We start from the raw sequence: 20,332 nt of genomic DNA on the forward strand, positions 1-20,332 counted from the left end.
AAATCCAGCCGGTCCTTTTTCGTTGACAGAAAAAAAAGCCTAGAGTAGACAATAGCATGCAATTAAAGTGCAAGGTGTCCATATAGTACGTTTTTTAGAAGCTGAACGGTTTCGGCAGGGACAAAATTGGAACTTCACTTAGGAGGGCAGTGATGGGGAAGAAAAATGTCTTGACGCTCTTGGTGGTAATATCCATTCTTTTTTCATTTTCTTCTATGCCGGTTTTGGCGGAAGATGTCATCAAGTTGGGTGCTTATCTGCCTATGACGGGTTCTGTGGCGGCTTACGGGGATATGGAGTGGTCGGGTATCCAGATTGCCAAGGAGATGGAACCTGAAGTATTGGGTAAGAAGGTAGAAGTGATGCTTGTCGATACCAAAAGCGACAAGATCGAAGCCGCCAATGCCGTGACTCTTCTCGTGGAAAAGGAAAAAGTGGTTGGAGTGCTCGGGGAAGCCATCAGCGGCAATACCATGGCGGGGAATCCCATTTCTGAAGCGGCCAAAATCCCTTCCGTCAGTCCCACGGCAACCAATCCTCTTGTCAATCAGGGCAAGAATTATGCCTTCCGTGCCTGCTTTATCGATCCCTTCCAGGGTGAAGTCGCAGCCAGATTTGCCCGTAGTGAACTCAAGGCGCAGACCGCCGCTGTGATCATTGATATCGCCCAGGACTACTGTGTCGGTCTGGGCAATTTTTTTGTTAAAGAGTTTGTAAAGCAAGGTGGAAAAATTGTCTCCACCACCTACATTCAGACAGGAGACCAGGACTTTTCCGCTCAGTTGTCTGCTGTCCAGTCCACCAAGCCTGACATCATTTATGCCCCCAACTACTATACTGAAGACGCTCTTATGGCCAAACAGGCCAGAGACCTCGGAATCAACCAGCCGATCCTGACAGGTGACGGGGCTCAGGCGGATGCATTGATCGAAATCGGCGGCGCATCCGTTGAAAACATGTATTTTACGGCGCATTTTCACAAACAGGCCGCTTCGACCGATCGTGCAAAGGAATATATCAAGCGTTATGAAGAGAAGTACAAGAAGGATGCGGATGCATTTGGGGCTTTGGGGGCGGATGCATATTTTCTGCTGGTAGATGCCATCAAACGGGCCGGTTCGACGGATGGGACCAAGGTTCGGGATGCTCTGGCGGCCACGAAAGATTTCAAGGGCGTTTCCGGCACTCTTACTATGGGAGAAAATGGCAACCCCATCAAGAGCATGGTCATCAATAAGGTTGAAAATGGAAAATTCGTTTACGTAACGACTATCAATCCCTAGTCTTGAAGATCGATGAGATCTTTGTTGCGAAACGGAATCTCCACATAGCAAAAAGGGCAGGGGCAAAATATGCACCCTGCCTTTTTTTTCGGCTCTTCGTTAGAGTAATTTTCTTTTAAAGAAGGGTTTTCTGCGTGACTTCAACCATTTTTCTTCAACAGTTAATCAATGGGATTTCCCTGGGAAGCTTGTATGGGCTCGTAGCTGTCGGTTATACAATGGTTTATGGTATTTTGCGCCTGATCAATTTCGCCCACGGTGACCTCTTGATGTTTGCGGCCTACGTTGCCATATATGCCACCACCCTCTCGGCCCTTCCCTGGTTCTTGAGTTTCCCCCTGGCTATTATCGTCACGGGCGTACTGGGAATTGTTCTGGACCGCGCCGCTTATAAACCGCTCCGGAATGCGCCCCGCATCTCTCTTCTCATTTCTGCCATCGGAGCTTCCTTTCTCCTTGAAAACCTGGCTCTCGTTTTTATCGGTGGTGTTCCACGAGCTTTTCCACGCCCCGAAGTTTTCGATAAAGTGATCTCCCTTTTCGGACTTCGCATTCAGGTTCTGACGCTTTACACCCCCATCGTGACGCTGGTTTTGCTCTTCGGGCTTCTCTACATTGTTTTCAGAACAAAAGTGGGAAAGGCCATGCGTGCAGCATCCAAGGACTTTGAAACGACCCGCCTCATGGGAATCAATCTGGACCGCATCATCTCTATCACCTTTCTTCTGGGATCGATGCTGGCTGCGGCTGGTGGAATCATGTGGGCGATGAAATATCCCCAGGTAAACCCGTTCATGGGAGTTTTTCCAGGGCTCAAGGCTTTTATCGCCGCTGTACTGGGTGGAATTGGAAATATCACGGGAGCCGTTTTGGGGGGATTCCTCCTTGGGCTAGGAGAAATTCTCATCGTGGCTTTCGTACCCGAATTGGCCCAGTACCGTGATGCTTTCGCGTTTGTGATTTTGATCCTTGTTTTGCTCTTTCGGCCTACGGGCATCATGGGAGAGCCCATCATCGATAAGAGTTAAGGAATAGAGAGAATGAACAGGGAGAAACGAAATCTTTTACTCAATGGAATCAGTCTTATCCTCTTGTTTGGCATCCTTTATCTTTTCGATCAATACGGCTCGGACTACCATGTGCGCATTCTGAACAATATGGCCATTTTTGTAACTCTTGCCGTCAGTTATAATTTGATTAACGGCATTTGTGGAATACTGCACTTGGGTCCCAACGCTTTTATCGCTATTGGAGCATATACTGCTGCGCTTCTAACCATGAGTCCTCTTGAAAAACAGATGAACTACATCATTCAACCTCTCATCTGGCCTTTGAATTCACTGCACGCACCTTTTGTCATTTCGGTTCTGGCTGGAGGCGTCATGGCCACTATTTTCGCATTTTTGATCAGCTTTCCCGTATTTCGAGTGCGAGGCGATTATCTTGCTATTGTAACGCTGGGTTTTGGCGAAGTCATTCGCGTTCTCTGCAATGCACTGCAGGGAGTGACCAACGGACCGCTGGGATTGAAGGGTCTTTCACCATTCACAAACCTTTGGTGGTCGTGGGGGGTGGCGGTGGTCACCATTGTTCTGATCACCCGTCTCATCAACAGCAGCTATGGACTGGCCATGAAGGCGATTCGAGACGATGAGATCGCTGCACGGGCCATGGGGATCGATCCGTTCAGGCATCTCCTGCTGGCTTTTCTCGTCAGCGCGTTCTTTTCGGGGGTGAGTGGCGGCCTGCTGGCTCATTTGATCACTACCATCTCTCCGACCCTTTTTACATTTTTTCTTACTTTCAACCTGCTCATCATGATTGTTGTGGGAGGACTGGGCAGCACTACGGGTGCCATAATCGGAGCGATGCTCTTTGCATGGGGAGGGGAGGCATTGCGAATCGTTGAAGCTCCCATGAATTTTGGTTTTTTTACCATTCCCGGCATTCCCGGCATGCGCATGGTGATTTTCAGCTTGATTCTCATGGTGGTCATTATTTTTGTGCGGCGCGGAATCATGGGCAGAAATGAATTCAACTGGGATTGGTTTTTTGGCAGGCATCAGAAGTGAGATGGAAGGATGCGGCTGAGAGGATAAAACAGGCTCCTGGATTTTCTATTTGTTGCTATCATTTCATTTATTTCAAATTTAGAATATATAAAGGGACGTTTTGGATGGGCACGTTTTTTCAGGCAGACCATCTTGTCATGCAGTTTGGAGGCCTCACGGCAGTGGATAACTTTTCCCTGACTCTCCAACCGGGAGAGTTGGTGGGACTCATCGGGCCGAACGGAGCAGGAAAAACCACGGTTTTCAACATGATCACCGGATCCTACACTCCCACCTCCGGAGAGGTGATATGGCAGGACGAAAATGTAACTCGACTTTCAGTCCACCAGATTACGGCTCGAGGCATAGCGCGGACCTTTCAGAACATTCGTCTTTTTAATGACTTGACAGTAATGGAAAATGTCATGGTCTCCATGCACCATAAGCTTCGCTCCTACTTCTGGGAAGCCATGTTCGGTCTTCCGAGGTATCGTCACGAAAGTCGCCGCATACGAGAGGAATCCATTGATTACCTTCAGGAAATGGGGTTGGCGCATCTGGCGAACGAAAAAGCTTCGACCCTTGCTTACGGACAGCAACGCCGGTTGGAGATTGCACGAGCGCTGGCCACGCGTCCGCGACTGCTCCTGTTGGATGAGCCCGCCGCCGGAATGAATCCTCTGGAAACCATGGAACTGGCTGAAATGGTTCGAGGTTTGCGCAAGAAATACGGACTGACGATTTTCCTTATTGAACATGACATGAAATTTGTCATGGGCCTCTGTGAACGGATCAAGGTGCTGGATTACGGTATAACCATCGCAGAGGGTACCCCCGGTGAAATCCAGAAGAATCCTGAAGTGATCAAAGCTTATCTTGGAGAAGAAAAGAATGCTTAAGGTGAGCGATCTCCATGTCTATTATGGAGGAATCCATGCCCTCAAAGGGGTACATTTGAATGTAGAACAGGGCCAGATTGTTACACTCATCGGAGCCAATGGTGCGGGGAAAAGCACTACACTTCGAACGATCGTGGGGCTGGAAAAACCTCGTAGTGGTTCTATATTATTCAACAATGAAGAATTGATAAAACTGAATACCTACCAGATCATTCAGCGGGGGATCGGTATCAGCCCGGAAGGGCGTAAGGTTTTCCCCAACTTAACGGTGATTGAAAATCTTGAACTCGGTGCCTATCACCAACGGCCCAAAGAGGTGGCCGAGCAGATGGAGTGGGTGTATTCTCTCTTTCCGAGACTGCAGGAACGAAGCAAACAGTTGACGGGAACGTTGAGCGGAGGGGAGCAGCAGATGGTGGCTCTCGGCAGGGCGCTCATGAGCAAACCAAAACTGGTCCTTTTGGATGAACCCTCTCTGGGACTGGCTCCCCTCGTGGTGGAAGAAGTATTCAGGACGGTTCAGACGATCAACGAACAGGGAGCAACGATTCTGCTTGTGGAGCAAAATGCTATGGCTGCACTGAAGGTGGCCCATTATGCATATGTTCTGGAGACGGGCAGAGTCATTCTAGAGGGGACCGGCAAGGAGTTGCTGCAGGACGAACGGGTCCGCAAGGCTTATCTGGGAGAATGAATCGAAAAAACAATGAACCTTTCCTCTTCTCATCCTTTCATATTCAAAAGTCAGGTTCCTGATGCCCGTTGTTTCGCTTTTGCTTTTGATCCCTCATAGCTCGAAAACTTAAATCGGATACGTCCTTGTCCTTTATTTAAAACGGTGCGAAATTTCCATCATGCTGAGATATGTGGAAGATGAAGGTAAGATGTGCTTTTCGCTCTCTCTTGACCTGCGGGTATGATATCAAACAACACCTCGGTCTATTGGGATTGAACTTTATATTCATAGATATTTACGGTAGATCATGGTTCAACAATTGAATCTTTTTGAACAGCGTTCCCAGGAAAAATTGAAAGAGCATGCTCCGTTAGCTGAACGGATGCGCCCCGTAGCCATTGATGAGTTTGTGGGGCAGACCCATTTGCTGGGAGAGGGCAAAATTCTGCATCGTTTGCTGCGAAGTGGCAAGTTGCAGTCGCTCATATTGTGGGGACCTCCGGGCTGCGGTAAAACGACTCTTGCAGGAATTATCGCAAAGCAAACGCAGACTCACCTGATTTCCTTGTCGGCAGTAACGGCCGGTACACGTGAAATACGGGCAGCAGTGGAGGAGGCTCTTGCGGTATGGGTAAGAGAAAAGAAGCACACATTGCTCTTTATGGACGAAATCCATCGTCTGAACAAAGCCCAGCAGGATACTCTTCTGCCTCATGTCGAAAATGGGACGCTGTTTCTCCTGGGAGCCACCACGGAAAATCCTTCTTTTGAGATCATTAGGCCTCTTCTCTCCCGTGCTCAAGTGCTTGTGCTGGAACCCCTTAAAGAAAAAGACCTTAAGTCTTTGATCCAACGGAGCCTTCAGGATACGGTCAAAGGCCTCGGAAAATTTTCGGCAACTTTGACAAAAGAGGCTGAAGATTATCTTTTGGCGGCATCCGGTGGAGACGCTCGCATTGTCCTGAACGCTCTCGAGACTGCCGTTTCGACTACCGCTCCGACAGAGGCAAATTCCGGGCGGGTTATCGACCTCCAGACCATGCAGGAATCCCTTCTCCGGAAAGCGATTCACTATGATAAAGGGGGAGAAGAGCATTTCAATTTGATTTCCGCATTGCACAAGAGCATTCGCGGCAGTGACCCCGATGCAGGCCTTTACTGGTTAGCGCGCATGCTTGATGCGGGTGAAGATCCCATTTACATAGCACGCCGCCTCGTGCGCATGGCCTCCGAGGATATAGGACTTGCAGATCCTATGGCTCTTGTGGAAGCTGTCGCGGCGCTGCAATCATATCAACTGTTGGGGACCCCTGAAGGAGAATTGGCGCTGGCTCAGGTCGTCGTTTATCTTGCGTTGTCCCCCAAGAGCAACACTATCTACGAAGCCTTTGGGAAAGCTATGGAAATGGCCCGCAAGACGGGAACATATCCCGTGCCGCTTCATATCCGGAATGCACCTACGACTTTGCTCAAAGAACTTGGATACGGGCGAGAATACCGCTATCCCCACGATGATCCCAGCGGATGGATTGAGGAAACGTATTTGCCTGAAAACCTGACGGGGACGCTTTTCTACCATCCGACTCAAAGAGGCTGGGAGGGAAAATGGCGCCAGTTGCTGGCCCGCAGGCGCCAGTTGCTGGAAAAACGCAGCAAATTTCAACCGAGGAATATATGATATGATGTGATGCATGTTCTTTCGAAAGTAGAGGGCAGAGGGATAGGAAGTGAAAATTGTGTGGCGTGTTACGTGAGAGCTTGACAATCAATGGTTTTCGGTTACCAGTTAATGCGACATTGTTACATTAACTCCCATGACCGGAACGGTCACAATTCACCTCCGTCCAGGGAAATCATAGGTCGGGTTTGGAAATCAGGCAGCGGTGTTGGGAAAGGAATTCTCCGACCTTGAAGATGGTGTATTTTTCACGGCAACCGTTATTGGATGTCTTTTCAGAGAGCAACAACTCGTTCGGGAGATATATGATCTCGATATTTAAGGCCAAGGCTCCCTCCCAGGATGGCGGCCAGTCTTTCCAATTGGTGAAATACGTTTCGCTCTCCAGTCTGATGGTTATTCTAGTCTGTACGTTTTTTCTATCGGGTTTCATTTCTCAAAGGGTAAAAGCTATACTGCTCTCCAAGAGCGAACAATATGCATCTCTAGTGGCTGAGAATCTCAATCACCAAGTTTTCTTTCAGTTCACTTTGCCGACACTCATCAGCGACGGCGAGATCCGTTTGAGCCGGGAAACACAGTATGAACGACTCGACAAGGTCGTGAGAAACACGATTCATGGTTTTTCGGTAGAAAGGGTGAATATATACAATCCCCAACAGATTCTTACGTACAGTACGGAACCCGACAAGGTCGGCACAAAGGGAAACCTGGAAAACGTTTTTGACCGTGCTCTGAGGGAAGAATCCGTTTCATTCCTGGTGGGACAAAAGAAATCTTTTTTAGGCATCATCGAATGGAGCGGGGGGATACGCAAGCTCAAGACTTATTTCCCCATGTGGGAGGAAAAGCCCATGAGCTGGAAGCGCGGAAAGGTGCTTGGCGTCTTTGAAATAATACAGGACATGACCCATGATTACGAGCTCATCCACCGCTTTCAGCTTATCGTGGTTCTCAGTTTCCTCGTCTTTGTGGGTATTGTCTTTGTGACCATTCTTCTTTTCGCCTCACGGGCGGAAAAGATCATCGAAGCGAGGTCGGCGGAAAAGAAAAAGCTGGAAGATCGCCTGCATCAGGCGGAGCGACTCGCAGCCCTGGGAGAAATGGTCGCAGGGGTATCTCACGAAATCAGAAACCCTCTGGGGATCATTCGAAGTACTGCGGAACTGCTTCATACCCGTATTGAAAGTGAACGGCAAAAGCGTTTTACTTCCATTATTGTGGAAGAGGCAACGCGCCTCAACGATATTTTAACGGAATTTCTGGACTTCGCACGGCCGAAAACCATTCGGGCCAGCAGGTGTTGCGTTGAAGATATCTTGGAACGCAATCTAAAAATGATAGAGCCTGAGTGCCTTAAGTTGGGTATAAGCGTTGAAAGATATTATCAAAATGGGTGTTGCACACTTGAAGCGGATATGGAATTGCTCTACAGAGCGTTTTTCAACCTTATGGCCAATGCGCTGCAGGCCATGCCCTCTGGGGGAACCTTGCGCGTCAGATCGGCCTGGCTAAATGATGTAAGTGGTCCGAAGCAGGTGGAAGTGCGTATCGAAGATACGGGATTTGGCATCCCGCCCGAACTGCAAAATAAGATTTTTAATCCTTTTTTTACGACTCGTGAAAAGGGGACCGGTCTCGGGTTGGCTATTGTTCAGACGATCATAGACAGCCACAATGGGTATATCGAGGTGGATAGCAAAGCTGGGCAGGGGACTGCGGTTGTCATTCGATTGCCTGTCTCGCAGCCGGAGTTGAAAACCGAGAACGAAAAGACGGTGTAGTAGCGCATGAAGAATATTTTGATTGTCGATGACGAAAAAAACTACCTTTTAGTACTGGAAGACCTTCTTATTGAAGAAGGTTATCAAGTGGTTACTGCGGATTCGGCACTGAAGGCACTGGAAATTTTCCAGGAAAGCGATTTGGATGTAGTGATTACGGATATGAAGATGCCGGGGATGGACGGAATGGCTCTTTTGGAGGCCATCCATTCCCTGAATCCCGATCTTCCCGTCATCATGATGACAGCGTTCGGGTCTGTGGAACGGGCTGTGGAAGCTATGCGCAAAGGAGCGTTCGACTATATCCTGAAGCCGTTCAAGAACGAAGAGCTCAAGCTCACCATCCGCAAAGGGATCGAACACTATCAACTCGTGTGCCGGAATCGCTATTTGACCCAGGAGTTGCAGGAAAGATACCGGTTCAGCAATATCATCGGGAAAAGCACTCCCATGCAGCGCATCTATCAACTCATTGAAAAAGTGGCCCCTACCAAGGCCACTGTGCTCATATCCGGCGAATCCGGGACGGGAAAAGAGCTCATCGCCCGGGCCATTCATTTCAATAGTACGAGACGGGATCAGCCATTTATTTCCGTCAATTGTGGTGCACTTCCAGAGTCTTTGCTGGAAAGCGAGCTTTTCGGACACGAGAAGGGGGCCTTCAGTGGAGCGGTAAACCAGAGAAAGGGACGTTTCGAACTAGCCCATCAGGGTACCCTTTTTCTGGATGAAATCAGTGAGATGTCGACTCCTCTTCAAGTAAAGCTATTACGGGTTTTGCAGGAAATGGAGTTCGAACGTGTGGGAGGAAGCCAAACACTCAAGGTTGACGTACGGGTAGTGGCCGCCTCCAACCGGAATTTGCAAGAAGAGGTGGCGGCTTCGAGGTTCCGCGGCGATCTCTTCTACCGACTCAATGTGGTACATGTCGGTCTTCCCGCTTTGAGGGAAAGAACAGACGATATTCCTTTACTGGTGAATCATTTCCTGAGGAAGTACGGCGAGGAAAGCAATCGAACGGGCATCGCCATCGATCAGGATGCCATGCGGGTTTTGCTTGAATATCATTGGCCAGGTAACGTCAGAGAACTCGAAAACGTTATTGAACGAGCCGTGATCCTTTCCAACGGTAAAGAGATCAGTATCAAGGATTTGCCCGCTGAGGTTCGAGAACCTTCCCAACGTGTGAAATTCAAGGAAGTGATGGAATCTCAAAATGAAAAACAGGAACCAGAAGTTCCAGAGGATATACCTTCTTTGGAACCCGGTGAAAGACTGCAGGAATCAGGTTTAAAACCACGGCAACTCAAGGCGATCGAATTCCTCAATATTCATGGATTCATCACCAATAAATATTATTCTCAAATGAATAGAATTTCCGAGCGTCAAGCTTTAAGGGAATTGAACGAAATGGTGGATGCAAATGTTTTGAATCGAACAGGAAAAGGCCGAGCGTGTCGCTATCTCCTGGTGGGAAAAAGTTTTTCGAAATGACCAAGGCATTGAATATGATTAAATTATCTGATTTTTCGATCGAATAAAAAATTTTTGAATTTTTTCATAAAATCTCTCAGTGAGAGTCAAGCAGCTTTATTTATTGACTTATATTTGAAATCTATTCATAATTTGAAAATATAAATGGGATGCTATCATGAAAAATGCACTTGTTTATAAATATAATATATTTTACCAAGATTTAATAGAAAGGTTATATACATACTGGAGGATGTGCATGACGAAAAAATTGTTGGAAATTGCGGCTGACATTGTTCAAGTACAAGCTTCATCGGGACAAATGTCGGCTGAGCAGGTTGAAATGGCTCTGATCAAGACTTTTACGACACTCCAAAGAATGCAAAAGGCTGAAGAAGAAGGTACTGCGCTGGAATCGGTTAAGATGGCCGACGAAAGTGTTGAACAAGAACAAACAGCAGAGAAAATTCATCCCAAGGAATCCATCCAGGACGACAGAGTCATATGTCTCGAATGTGGCGCTACAATGAAGCAATTGACCGCAAAGCACCTCGGTTCCCATGATTTGACCATACGGGAATATAAGCAAAAATGGGGATTTCCTCTCAAACAGTCTCTTTCCGCAAAGTCTTTGTCCAAGGCCAGGAGCAAGGCTGCAAAAAAGCGCGGGCTTCCCGAAAATCTGGTCAAATACCGCGAGGAGCGCAAAATGAAAAAATTGACAAGCACTTTTTCTGATATTCCTGCAGTACCTGGAATTATGGAAGAGAAAACAATTCAAAAATCCGAAAAAAGTAATTCAGAATAGCAGCATAGATAAATTGATGCATGTTCACTCCATTCTAGAATTAAAGTACAGACGTTCACTCTCATAATGTACCCTGCTCAGGTTCTTATTCTTCTGCGTTTCATTCCCCAATGCTTGTTCCTCCATTCTCTGGGTTATGCTGATTGATACCTTTGGAATTCCAAATAGAAATTCAAAGTCATATATAATCGATATAATGGCAAACTGTTGTTCATCATTCTTTACGTTCCATCGCACCGCACATTGCCCCCCGTGACATGCATTGGTTTGAGTCCATCGAATATTTTTTGAAGAGCACGTTCGTAGATGGTCCTTGATCGAGAACTCAAACAGCATCCTCAGTTTTCCCGTATATTTTCATGATGCGAAAACAATGAGGTTGCCCCCCGTCGAAGGAGTATGTTTTATGGATTATCAATCTGTTCTGACCACGTGTACTTATTGTGGATGTGGCTGTGGACTTTATTTGCAGGTCCTTGATGGCCGGATCATTCGTACCATCCCTTCGAAAACCAGTCCTGTCAACGAAGGCAAACTTTGTGTGAAGGGTTGGTATGTGCATGAATTTGTCCAACATTCCAACCGTTTGAAGCAGCCGCTGCTTCGCCAAAACGGAATCCTTCAGGAGACTTCCTGGGAAACCGCTCTGGACTATGCGGCTGACAAATTAAAAAAAATCAAAGATGAGCATGGGCCTGACAGCATAGCTTTTCTCGCCTCCGCCAAATGCACCAACGAGGACAATTATATCCTTCAGAAACTGGCCCGAGCCGCTATAGGAACAAACAACGTCGATCACTGCGCTCGCCTTTGACACTCCTCAACTGTAGCAGGTCTTGCTGCAGCATTCGGAAGTGGCGCAATGACAAACTCTTTTGCAGAACTCGAGGATGCGAGCTGCATCTTCATCATCGGTTCGAACACGACAGTCGCACATCCCTTGGCAGCTACACGTATTTACCGTGCAAAAGCCAAAGGGGCCAAACTGATTGTGGCAGACCCACGGGAGATTCAAATATCACGCTTTTCCGACATCTATGTGCGCCAGCAGCTGGGCACTGATGTCGCCTTGATCAACGGCATGATGCACGTCATTTATAAAAACGGTTGGCACAATCAAAAATTTATTGAAGAACGTACTGAAAAATTTGAAGATCTTGTTGCGATCATTGAAAAGTTCCCTCCCGAACGCGCTGCGGAGATTACTGGTGTCGCCGTGGATGATATCGTAAAGATGGCGGAATTCTATGCCAAGGCTGAAGCGAGTTCTATCGTTTACTGCATGGGAATTACACAGCACACAACGGGAGTGGACAATGTGAAGAGTCTGGCCAATCTGGCCATGCTCTGCGGCCACGTAGGGCGTCCTTCCACAGGGGTCAACCCTCTGCGGGGACAAAACAATGTGCAGGGCGCTTGCGACGTGGGAGGGCTCCCCAACGTATACCCGGGCTATCAGGTCGTTTCTGTTCCTGAAGTTCAAGAGAAATTTGAAAAGGCGTGGAAAGCCAAATTGTCCCCCACTGTCGGCCTGACCATCATGGAAATGATGGACGGTGTGCTGAATGGGAAAATCAAGGGCTTGGTGATTATGGGAGAAAACCCCATGGTCAGCGATCCCGATTCTCATCATGTAAAGCATGCACTGGAGGCCGTGGACTTCCTGATGGTCCTGGATATTTTTCCAACGCCCACTACAGAATTGGCTCATGTAGTTCTTCCCGCAGTTTCTTTTGCTGAAAAGGATGGAACTTTTAGCAACTCGGAACGGAGGGTGCAACGCGTTCGAAAAGCCATCGAACCGGTAGGAGAAGCGAAAACCGACTGGCTGATTCTTCAGGAGATTTCAAATCGTCTGGGGTATCCCATGAACTATGAATCAGCCGAAGAGATCTTTAATGAGTTTGCGAAACTGACTCCATCATACGCAGGAATGGATTATTCCAGGCTGGAAGGCAATGGGCTCTGCTGGCCCTGTCCGACTCCCGACCATCCGGGTACGCTATATCTGCACAAAGACCGCTTCAGCCGTGGAAAGGGGCTCTTTCACGGTATCGACTACAGACCACCTGCGGAAGAACCTGACTCAGATTATCCCTTCTGGTTCACCACAGGTCGTGTTTATGTGCATTATCATACGGGCACCATGACGCGCCGTTCTCAGCATCTGGATCGAGAGATACCTGAATCCATCATGGAACTGCACCCGGAAGATGCCAAGGCGCTCGAGATCCGTGATGGAGATCTTGTTTCCATTACAAGCCGCCGCGGCAAAATCAAATCCAGAGTACAGCTCACAGAGAGGGTAGGGAAGGGCGTTATTTTCATGCCATTTCACTTTGCAGAGAGTGCGGCCAACGTGCTGACCAATGCAGCCCTGGATCCCATTGCCAAGATTCCCGAATACAAGGTATGCGCAGTCCGGCTGGAAAAAGCGGCTTAGGAAAAAGATGAACAATTCCATATGACATTTCGAGCCAGCCGGACCAATGCTCGTCCTCCGGCTGCTCTTTGTGATTTTGTCTCACGGTCCATTCGATGTTGGCCTCTCTGGGCTGCCTGATTCAGACGGCCCAGAGGGCTTTCAGTCGGTCCCAAAAGTATTCTGCCGTTCGTGGTGAGGTATTTGAAGACATCTCAGGAAAAAGGGAAGAGGGCTTTATGGATAAAGCGTTCGATATTGGGTGAAGTTGGCTCTTGTATTACATCTTTCAGTTTGTCCATTGGTATTTCTGCTCGCGCCATCGCTTCATGCCCACCGGCGCAGCCGATATCTCCAAATGCCTGTCTGACGATTTTCCCTGCGTCTTTTCTAAAACCGTCGTTTCTGATCACGATGATGAGGCTATTTTCATAAATGCCGGAAATGATGCTCCAGGAAATATCGTGGATTTTAAGAAAGAATTCGGCAATCACTACAAGGATATCGGCACTGGGGACTTTCTCAAGGTGTGAAAAAATACGATCTTTAATAATGTGCTTTCTTTCCACAGCTCTATGGAAGAATTTGAGGTCCTGCAGGGATAAATCGGAAATTTCTATTTTCCTCAAAACATTGTGATTGGCAAGAGGAAACAGGTACCGAAACGATTCAATATCGTCGAGAATGGTGTGACGCTCAAAATTCCGTGTATCCGTTTTAATACCGTAAAGCAGGGAAGTGGAAAGTGTTTGAGATGGCTTGATTTTTGCCGCTTTCAAATATTCCGTGAGTATGGTGGATGTGGATCCATATTCTGGACGAATATCCACGAACGGGGATTCAACAGAGGAATTCACGGGGTGGTGGTCGATCACAACGGAATATGAAAACTGACTGAAAAAGGCGTTATGACTCGGCTGTCCATCGACAATAACGTACTTGTCAAACTGTTTTGTTTGTTTTTTCTCAAGCAACACTAGAGGCAGCTTGAGAAGTCGCACCATTGTGATATTGTTTAAGCGTCTTATGGGACGAATCATGCCGATGGTGACCGACTGTACCTTGTGCCAGAGGAGCCTTTTGAACGCAAGAGCTGCTCCAATGGCATCCGGATCGGGATCTATGGTAATGAGCACCTGGTCTTTGGTGGCAAAAAGGGAATAGACTTCTTCCAAAAGTTCCCTGTGTGATCTCCGCTTACTACGAGATTTTGCTCCGATAATCGGCTTTTCAGATTTTTTCATAACATGCGGCGATGTAAGGGATTGGGAGAGAATGGGATAAAAAAAAGGGCGGCTGAACCACCCTTGATTTCTTATAAATGGAGCGGGAAACGGGATTTGAACCCGCGACTTCAACCTTGGCAAGGTTGCACTCTACCGCTGAGTTATTCCCGCTCAGCACAGGAAGAGTTAATACTTGAGACCGGCCTGAATGTCAAGGCGAAAAAATAGGAACTCTTATTTTTCTTGAAATTCACAATCTGAGTAGGGGATAAGTGCCACCCCTGAGAAGAGTATTTTTAAAACCAAGGTCCGATAAGAAATATTATGTAAACTTAACGAAAGGTGCTGAGGGAAGTCTGAAATTTCTCCCTAATGACAGAAAGCCCATTGTGGTCGTCTATCCCTTGAACTATATGATAAGTAAAATCAAATGGACAGTTTCACACTTCTATCAATCACTTATTTTTTAGGAGCTTTTTTCGCATGAGCGCTCAGTATATGCCTAAAACTCTTGCCAAAACATTAACCTATATACTCGTCCACGCTCCCCATGAATATGGGCTTTTCTGGAATGCAGATGGCACAATGCCGTGGAAAGAACTGTATTGGACCCTTCAGGAAGACGCTTCTCTTCGCTACGTGCGAGAAATGCACTTGCGGGAAATTGCTTTTCTCGGTATCGAATTTCCGGTTGAACTGGATGGAAATGTTTTGCGCCTCAAGAAAGAGAATTTCATCCCAGTCTATCCACCTGCTGAAGACCTTCCAGAAAGACTCTATTACGGTTGCAGACGTAAACAGTATCTACATGCATCCCAAAACGGCCTTTCATCCTCCAATCGTCCCTTTCTGCCTCTCGCAAAGGAAAAAGATCTAGCCCTTCGCCTGGCTCATCGCCGCGATTCTGAACCCATTCTTTTGGAAATTTTTTCCAGAAAAGCCGCTCTTGAAGGGATTTCATTCTTTAAAGCCGGTCCGACACTTTTTCTTGGGAAACATATCCCCCGAGAATACCTACTGTTTCCCCCCGTCCGTGAGGATCTGCTGCTCAAGTTGTCGGCAACCAGCAAACCGGATAAGAAACTTCAAAAAAAGATGCAGAGCACGCCGACCCCCGGTTCATTTTTGATGGACATCAACCACTTGCAGGGAATTGATGGCGAGGGCCGTTCTCAAGGCAAGGGGGGCGTAAAAAGCAGGAGAGGCGCAGAATGGAAAAGGGCTTCACGCAAGGAAAGAACGAAAAGAAATGTTTGAGCGCGATTAAGACCGGGTAGCCTCCCCCCCCAGATAAGCGGCCTGCACTCGGGGATTGGCCATCAATGCCTCTGAAGAGTCCTCCAGGACAATATTGCCCAACTCAAGGACGTAACCGCGGTGAGCAAGCTTGAGAGCTGCCCTCGCATTCTGTTCTACCAAAACGATGGTGACGCCCGAGGCGTTGATTTCTCGCAGGGTTTGAAAAATGGTTTTGACGAGAAGGGGTGCAAGCCCCAGGCTCGGTTCGTCCAGGAGCAGAATTTTGGGTTGGCTCATCAACGCTCGCCCTATGGCCAGCATTTGCTGCTCCCCCCCGCTGAGGGTGCCGGAAAGCTGCTGACGTCTCTCAGCAAGAACTGGAAACAATTCATAAATCCATTCTTGAGTCTTTTTGGCCCTGGCTGGATCTGCACAAACGAATGCGCCGAGATTCATGTTCTCCTGGACCGTAAGCGTTCCAAAAACGCGACGCCCTTCGGGAACCTGCGCGATTCCTTGCTTGACGATGGCGTGTGCGGCCATCTTATGAACAGAATTCTTGTTGAAATAGATCGCCCCGGAAGACGGCTTTACCAAACCACTGATACTCAGAAGAGTGGTCGATTTTCCTGCACCATTGGCCCCGAGAATCGTGACAATCTCCCCTTCCCTTACCTTCAGATTGATTCCATGGAGGACCTCGATGTTTCCATATTTTACATAAAGATCGACGATTTCAAGGAGCATATTCTCAATCATTATCAACACCTAAATAGGCTTCAATCACACGTGCATCACGCTTGATTTCTTCCGGAGTTCCTTCGGCAATTTTCGAGCCGTATTCGAGGACAACGATTTTTTCGCAGATTCGCATTACCAGACTCATATCGTGTTCGATGAGCAAAACAGTGATTCCCATGTCTCGAAGTTTTTCAATGAAGGTAACGAGCAGTGCGGTTTCCTGTTCATTCATTCCACCCGCAGGTTCATCGAGAATCAGGAGACGAGGTTCTGTGCCGAGAGCGCGGGCGATTTCGAGAAGGCGTTGGTTTCCATAAGAAAGATTCTTCGAGAGTTGCTCCGCCTGATCCCGTAATCCGACAAAATCGAGCGCTTTTAGTGCCTTCTGGATGGCCGCCCCCTCTTCTTTCCGCTGGCGGGGGGTGTGAAACATGGACGAGATCACTCCGGCCTTCATCTGGCAATGACACCCGGCAAGGACATTCTCCAGTACAGACATATTTTGAAAGAGTCGAATGGTCTGAAACGTTCTGGCGATTCCCAGAGAAACGATGCGGTGTGTGGGGAGATTGATGAGAGACGTCTGATCAAAGGATATTTCTCCCTGATCCGGTCTGTAAATGGCCGTTATGAGGTTAAAGACCGTCGTCTTTCCCGCTCCGTTGGGACCAATCAGGCCGACTACAGTGCCCGCTTCCACTTCGAAAGAGACATTATTGACCGCCGTCAGCCCCCCCGAAGTTCTTGGTGAGTCGCTGCACATTGAGGAGGCTCATAACTTACCCTCCCCTCCTGAAACATCTGAAAGAGAATAGCTCCTTGGCCGTGAGGGTAAAAGGCCCTGCGTTCGGAAGATCATCATGGCCACCATGGCGGCTCCAAAAATCAGCATGCGCGCGGTGGCAAATTCACGGAAGACCTCGGGCAGACCCACGATGAGCAATGCACCCAGCAGCACGCCTGGAATACTTCCTGAACCGCCCAGGATGACGATGGCGAACATGAGGACGGATTCCCAGAAGGTGAACGACTCAGGAGAGATGATGGTCATTTTTGCGGCATAAATGTTACCCATCATTCCTGCCCAGCTGGCCCCCAGAACAAAGGATGCCAATTTATAATGTGCTGTATTGATGCCACTCCCCTCAGCAGCCACCTCATCTTCCTTGAGATAGTTGAGAGCCCGCCCGAAACGGGAGTTTTCCAGAAAAAGGAAAAGAAAAATAGTAATGATGGTGAACGCTAAAATGAGATAAAAGAAATGATATGGAGTGCGAAGAACGAATCCAAAAATCGAAGGCCGTGAAATCCCGAAGATGCCGTTCGCTCCACCTGTAATACCGAATACGTTATTGATGAGGGCAATGCGTACGATCTCCCCTACCCCGATGGTAACGATACACAAATAGTCTCCTCGAAGGTGGATGATGGGACGGGCGATGATGAGAGCAAAAACACCTGCAGTGAACGCACTCAAAGGAATAAGCCAGAGCACGGGGATATGAAAATGAGTATTGAGGATGGCTGCAGTGTAGGCACCTACGGCGTAGAACGCAGCATGGCCCAGATTGAAAAGGCCGGCATGCCCCACAATGAGGTTCAAACTCAGTCCGAGAATGGCATAAATGCCAATGCTGTTGAGAACGTCCACCCAGTACGCATTGAGAAAGAGCGGTAAAATAGCCGCCGCACCTATTCCCAACACAATGAGCACCTTCTTTTGATGAATGATCATACTTTTTCAGCAACCCGTTCGCCCAGAAGACCGGTGGGCCGAACAATAAGAATCAAAATCAATACAAGAAACGCTATTGCGTCTTTCCATGCAAAGGAAAGATATGCAGCCCCCATGGCCTCAATCACTCCCAGAAGGACTCCTCCCAGCATGGCGCCGGGAATATTTCCGATCCCTCCAAGGATGGCAGCCGTAAAGGCTTTGAGTCCGTACCCCCATCCCATGGTGAAGTTGATCTGCCCATAGTAGAGCCCCACCATCAAGCCTGCAGCCCCCCCCAGGGCAGGTCCGAGCATAAAGACCAGCAAGATCACACGGTTGACATCAATCCCCATGAGACGCGCGGCCCCCTGATCGATGGCCGCTGCGCGAATGGCTGTGCCGATCCTGGTTTTTTGAATGAAAAAATAAAGGCCGAACATCATCACCAGCGAAACAAAAAGAACGAGGATGCGCACCAGTGGAACATCGAGCCCGAACAGATGAAGCACCGTTTTCGGCAGTATGTCGGTGGGATAGACTTGAAAACGTGCCCCATAGATCAGCATGACGGTATTTTGGAGAAAAATGGATGCTCCCAGGGCGGAGACAACCGCAGAAAGGCGGGGGGATTCCCTGAGAGGCCTGTAGGCGACTCGATCCAGGAGTGCTCCCGCCAGTGCCACAAAGCCCATGACCATGGCCGCCAGAAGAATAACCCCCCAGAGCGGGCCCAATCGGTCCGTAAGGCTCAGAGAGGTCAAAAGAGTCAAGCCCAGGTAAGCGCCAATAGTGAAAAGATCACTGTGAGCAAAATTGATCAGCTTGAGCACGCCATAGACCATGGTGTAACCCAGGGCGATGAGGGCATAGATGCTTCCCACCGCAAGCCCATTTGTCAATTGTTGGAAAAATTGTTCCATGAATCAGTGCCCAAGTAAGTGGAAGTTGCCCTGCAGTTTATGCAGGCCACGATTTATATGTCTCCGCAGTTGGGAGCATTGCCTCGATGGCAGTGAGATCAAAGTATGCAACCGAATTCAAGCTCCGGGCCTTTGCGGAATGAAACGGGTGCAGAACATGGGATATAAAAATTTCTGCATTCTGCACCCTGAAAATGCGAACCAATTCGATTTCATGTATAATGAATATAATGATTACGGTTCGAGGATGAACTGACCTTCGGTGTTCACCTTATATACTCTGTATACTTCACCAACGCGGTCGCCCTTGTCATTGAAGGAGATTTTTCCAGTCAGTCCTGGGAAATCCTTGAGTTCGTTATGAAGGTATGCAGCGATCTTGTCTGGGTCCGTGGATTTGGTCTGTTCCATCGCATAAGTGACTACCCGGAATCCATCACCGGCCAAAACGGGATAGATGGAATTGGGGGGATGACCGTATTTCTTATTGAAGGCGGCAAGAAAGGCTTTGGCCTCTTCCGTTGGGAGATCTTTGGGCAGGGGAGCACTCACGAAATAAAACCCGGCGGCAGCATCGCTTCCTGCAATTTTAACCAGGTCGGGATTGTTCGTCGCATCGCCACCCATAAAAGGTACCGCCCAGTTCATTTCTTTCTTTTGCTTGAGCAGAAGTCCCGCTTCACCGTAATAGCCCGTAAAGAAGACCAGATCGGGTTTTGTTTCCTTGAGCTTCGTAAGGATAGCGGTATAATCCTGTTCCTTCGGGGTCAGAGCGTCAAAGAAAACGATCTGCAGATCCTTATTTCCCTCCAGAAGAGTCTTGGTTTCATCGGCAAGGCCCTTGGCATACGTGCTGTTGTCGTGCAAAATGGCAAGCTTTTTCACCCCAAGCTTTTCAATCGTTTTAGCAGCCACTTTTGCCTGTTCGTCATCACGCGGACAGGTCCTGAAAAAATACTTCAAGCCCTTTTCCGATAAGCGGATAGCTGTGGAACCATTGGCGATTTGAATGATTTTCGCCTCATTGTATATGTTTTGTGTCGCTTCGGTCACTGCAGAGCCATAGGTGCCAATCACAGCCGTGATGCCTTGAGTGGCCAGTCGCTGGGCTGCAAGAGCCGCTGTGCGGGGATCTCCGCCATCGTCTTCACTTACGACTTCGATCTTCGCGCCCAAAACTCCGCCCTTGGCGTTGAGTTCTTCAGCCAAGAGGTCCACCACCTGCTTCATTTCAGCGCCTTCACTGGCCCAGGAGCCCGTCATGGGACCCATCAGTCCAATCTTGGCGGACTGTGCCGTGTGTGCTGTTCCCAACATGAGGGATAACGCCAGGGCAAAATAGAGCAACTTTTTCATGGAATCCTCCTCGTTTCTGGTGCAGTTGCAGCAAGTTGAATGATGAAAGAAAAGAATGG

16 protein-coding genes, 1 tRNA gene and 1 pseudogene are annotated in these 20,332 nt (G+C 48.4%); 11 read left to right on the forward strand and 7 right to left on the reverse strand.

Annotated elements, in window-relative coordinates; all coding sequences use genetic code 11:
• Positions 1 to 152: 152 nt before the first annotated feature.
• The 10 genes from QMG16_RS03875 (at position 153) to fdhF (ending at position 13,095) form a co-directional block, all read left to right on the forward strand.
• Positions 153 to 1,283, forward strand: coding sequence for an ABC transporter substrate-binding protein (locus QMG16_RS03875; RefSeq protein WP_281792360.1), 1,131 nt, complete (start codon positions 153 to 155; stop codon positions 1,281 to 1,283).
• A gap of 134 nt (positions 1,284 to 1,417) precedes the next feature.
• Positions 1,418 to 2,311: a branched-chain amino acid ABC transporter permease gene (locus QMG16_RS03880; RefSeq protein ID WP_281792361.1), complete on the forward strand. Its 894-nt coding sequence runs from the start codon at positions 1,418 to 1,420 to the stop codon at positions 2,309 to 2,311.
• Positions 2,312 to 2,323: 12 nt separating this feature from the next.
• The gene (locus tag QMG16_RS03885; RefSeq protein ID WP_281792362.1) at positions 2,324 to 3,355 is read left to right on the forward strand and encodes a branched-chain amino acid ABC transporter permease; all 1,032 of its coding nucleotides are present in this window, start codon (positions 2,324 to 2,326) and stop codon (positions 3,353 to 3,355) included.
• 104 nt (positions 3,356 to 3,459) lie between these two features.
• Entirely contained in the window at positions 3,460 to 4,233 is a 774-nt protein-coding gene (locus QMG16_RS03890; RefSeq protein ID WP_281792363.1) for an ABC transporter ATP-binding protein, read from the forward strand.
• Positions 4,226 to 4,927 (forward strand): ABC transporter ATP-binding protein, encoded by a 702-nt coding sequence (locus QMG16_RS03895; RefSeq protein ID WP_281792364.1) that lies wholly within the window; start codon positions 4,226 to 4,228, stop codon positions 4,925 to 4,927. The genes QMG16_RS03890 and QMG16_RS03895 overlap by 8 nt, the downstream gene beginning before the upstream one ends.
• Before the next feature lie 289 nt (positions 4,928 to 5,216).
• On the forward strand, positions 5,217 to 6,587 hold the full coding sequence (locus QMG16_RS03900) for a replication-associated recombination protein A (protein ID WP_281792365.1): 1,371 nt from the start codon (positions 5,217 to 5,219) through the stop codon (positions 6,585 to 6,587).
• Between the two features lie 305 nt (positions 6,588 to 6,892).
• Complete coding sequence (locus QMG16_RS03905; RefSeq protein ID WP_281792366.1) at positions 6,893 to 8,371, forward strand: two-component system sensor histidine kinase NtrB; 1,479 nt, start codon at positions 6,893 to 6,895, stop codon at positions 8,369 to 8,371.
• A 6-nt stretch (positions 8,372 to 8,377) separates the two neighbouring features.
• Positions 8,378 to 9,865: a sigma-54-dependent transcriptional regulator gene (locus QMG16_RS03910; RefSeq protein WP_281792367.1), complete on the forward strand. Its 1,488-nt coding sequence runs from the start codon at positions 8,378 to 8,380 to the stop codon at positions 9,863 to 9,865.
• A gap of 238 nt (positions 9,866 to 10,103) precedes the next feature.
• Positions 10,104 to 10,652, forward strand: coding sequence for a Ros/MucR family transcriptional regulator (locus QMG16_RS03915; protein WP_281792368.1), 549 nt, complete (start codon positions 10,104 to 10,106; stop codon positions 10,650 to 10,652).
• Positions 10,653 to 11,058: 406 nt separating this feature from the next.
• The gene (fdhF, locus tag QMG16_RS03920) at positions 11,059 to 13,095 is read left to right on the forward strand and encodes a formate dehydrogenase subunit alpha (RefSeq protein ID WP_281792369.1); all 2,037 of its coding nucleotides are present in this window, start codon (positions 11,059 to 11,061) and stop codon (positions 13,093 to 13,095) included.
• Between the two features lie 194 nt (positions 13,096 to 13,289).
• Here the strand turns inward: fdhF and QMG16_RS03925 are convergent, their stop codons facing one another.
• Together QMG16_RS03925 and QMG16_RS03930 are read right to left on the reverse strand one after the other, a co-directional pair.
• Positions 13,290 to 14,318 (reverse strand): DHH family phosphoesterase, encoded by a 1,029-nt coding sequence (locus tag QMG16_RS03925; protein ID WP_281792370.1) that lies wholly within the window; start codon positions 14,316 to 14,318, stop codon positions 13,290 to 13,292.
• 78 nt (positions 14,319 to 14,396) lie between these two features.
• Positions 14,397 to 14,471 (reverse strand) — tRNA-Gly (locus QMG16_RS03930).
• Positions 14,472 to 14,783: 312 nt separating this feature from the next.
• On the opposite strand from QMG16_RS03930, the gene QMG16_RS03935 reads away from it, so the two are divergent.
• Positions 14,784 to 15,557: an RNA 2'-phosphotransferase family protein gene (locus tag QMG16_RS03935; RefSeq protein ID WP_281792371.1), complete on the forward strand. Its 774-nt coding sequence runs from the start codon at positions 14,784 to 14,786 to the stop codon at positions 15,555 to 15,557.
• 6 nt (positions 15,558 to 15,563) lie between these two features.
• Here QMG16_RS03935 and QMG16_RS03940 read toward each other — a convergent pair whose 3' ends face one another.
• From QMG16_RS03940 to QMG16_RS03960, 5 genes and pseudogenes are all read right to left on the reverse strand, one after another.
• Entirely contained in the window at positions 15,564 to 16,286 is a 723-nt protein-coding gene (locus tag QMG16_RS03940; RefSeq protein WP_373878709.1) for an ABC transporter ATP-binding protein, read from the reverse strand.
• A gap of 4 nt (positions 16,287 to 16,290) precedes the next feature.
• Positions 16,291 to 17,056, reverse strand: a pseudogene (locus tag QMG16_RS03945) (ABC transporter ATP-binding protein).
• Positions 17,053 to 18,015 carry a branched-chain amino acid ABC transporter permease gene (locus tag QMG16_RS03950; protein WP_281792374.1) on the reverse strand — a complete coding sequence of 321 codons (963 nt, stop codon included), beginning with the start codon at positions 18,013 to 18,015 and terminating at the stop codon, positions 17,053 to 17,055. Before QMG16_RS03950 ends, QMG16_RS03945 begins: the two are co-directional and overlap by 4 nt.
• Entirely contained in the window at positions 18,012 to 18,917 is a 906-nt protein-coding gene (locus tag QMG16_RS03955; protein ID WP_281792375.1) for a branched-chain amino acid ABC transporter permease, read from the reverse strand. The genes QMG16_RS03950 and QMG16_RS03955 overlap by 4 nt, the downstream gene beginning before the upstream one ends.
• 234 nt (positions 18,918 to 19,151) lie before the next feature.
• Positions 19,152 to 20,273, reverse strand: coding sequence for a branched-chain amino acid ABC transporter substrate-binding protein (locus QMG16_RS03960; protein ID WP_281792376.1), 1,122 nt, complete (start codon positions 20,271 to 20,273; stop codon positions 19,152 to 19,154).
• Positions 20,274 to 20,332 lie beyond the last annotated feature (59 nt).

The organism is Desulforhabdus amnigena, assembly GCF_027925305.1.
In the GTDB taxonomy this organism is placed as follows: domain Bacteria; phylum Desulfobacterota; class Syntrophobacteria; order Syntrophobacterales; family Syntrophobacteraceae; genus Desulforhabdus; species Desulforhabdus amnigena.

Bases quoted from the DNA above. Each gene is read 5' to 3' on its own strand.
- QMG16_RS03905 (WP_281792366.1), top strand. From the start codon at position 6,893: ATGATCTCGATATTTAAGGCCAAGGCTCCCTCCCAGGATGGCGGCCAG.
- QMG16_RS03915 (WP_281792368.1), top strand. From the start codon at position 10,104: ATGACGAAAAAATTGTTGGAAATTGCGGCTGACATTGTTCAAGTACAA.
- QMG16_RS03885 (WP_281792362.1), top strand. From the start codon at position 2,324: ATGAACAGGGAGAAACGAAATCTTTTACTCAATGGAATCAGTCTTATC.
- QMG16_RS03910 (WP_281792367.1), top strand. From the start codon at position 8,378: ATGAAGAATATTTTGATTGTCGATGACGAAAAAAACTACCTTTTAGTA.
- QMG16_RS03960 (WP_281792376.1), bottom strand. From the start codon at position 20,273: ATGAAAAAGTTGCTCTATTTTGCCCTGGCGTTATCCCTCATGTTGGGA.
- QMG16_RS03895 (WP_281792364.1), top strand. From the start codon at position 4,226: ATGCTTAAGGTGAGCGATCTCCATGTCTATTATGGAGGAATCCATGCC.
- QMG16_RS03940 (WP_373878709.1), bottom strand. From the start codon at position 16,286: ATGCTCCTTGAAATCGTCGATCTTTATGTAAAATATGGAAACATCGAG.
- QMG16_RS03955 (WP_281792375.1), bottom strand. From the start codon at position 18,917: ATGGAACAATTTTTCCAACAATTGACAAATGGGCTTGCGGTGGGAAGC.
- QMG16_RS03875 (WP_281792360.1), top strand. From the start codon at position 153: ATGGGGAAGAAAAATGTCTTGACGCTCTTGGTGGTAATATCCATTCTT.
- QMG16_RS03935 (WP_281792371.1), top strand. From the start codon at position 14,784: ATGAGCGCTCAGTATATGCCTAAAACTCTTGCCAAAACATTAACCTAT.
- QMG16_RS03925 (WP_281792370.1), bottom strand. From the start codon at position 14,318: ATGAAAAAATCTGAAAAGCCGATTATCGGAGCAAAATCTCGTAGTAAG.
- QMG16_RS03950 (WP_281792374.1), bottom strand. From the start codon at position 18,015: ATGATCATTCATCAAAAGAAGGTGCTCATTGTGTTGGGAATAGGTGCG.
- QMG16_RS03890 (WP_281792363.1), top strand. From the start codon at position 3,460: ATGGGCACGTTTTTTCAGGCAGACCATCTTGTCATGCAGTTTGGAGGC.
- QMG16_RS03900 (WP_281792365.1), top strand. From the start codon at position 5,217: ATGGTTCAACAATTGAATCTTTTTGAACAGCGTTCCCAGGAAAAATTG.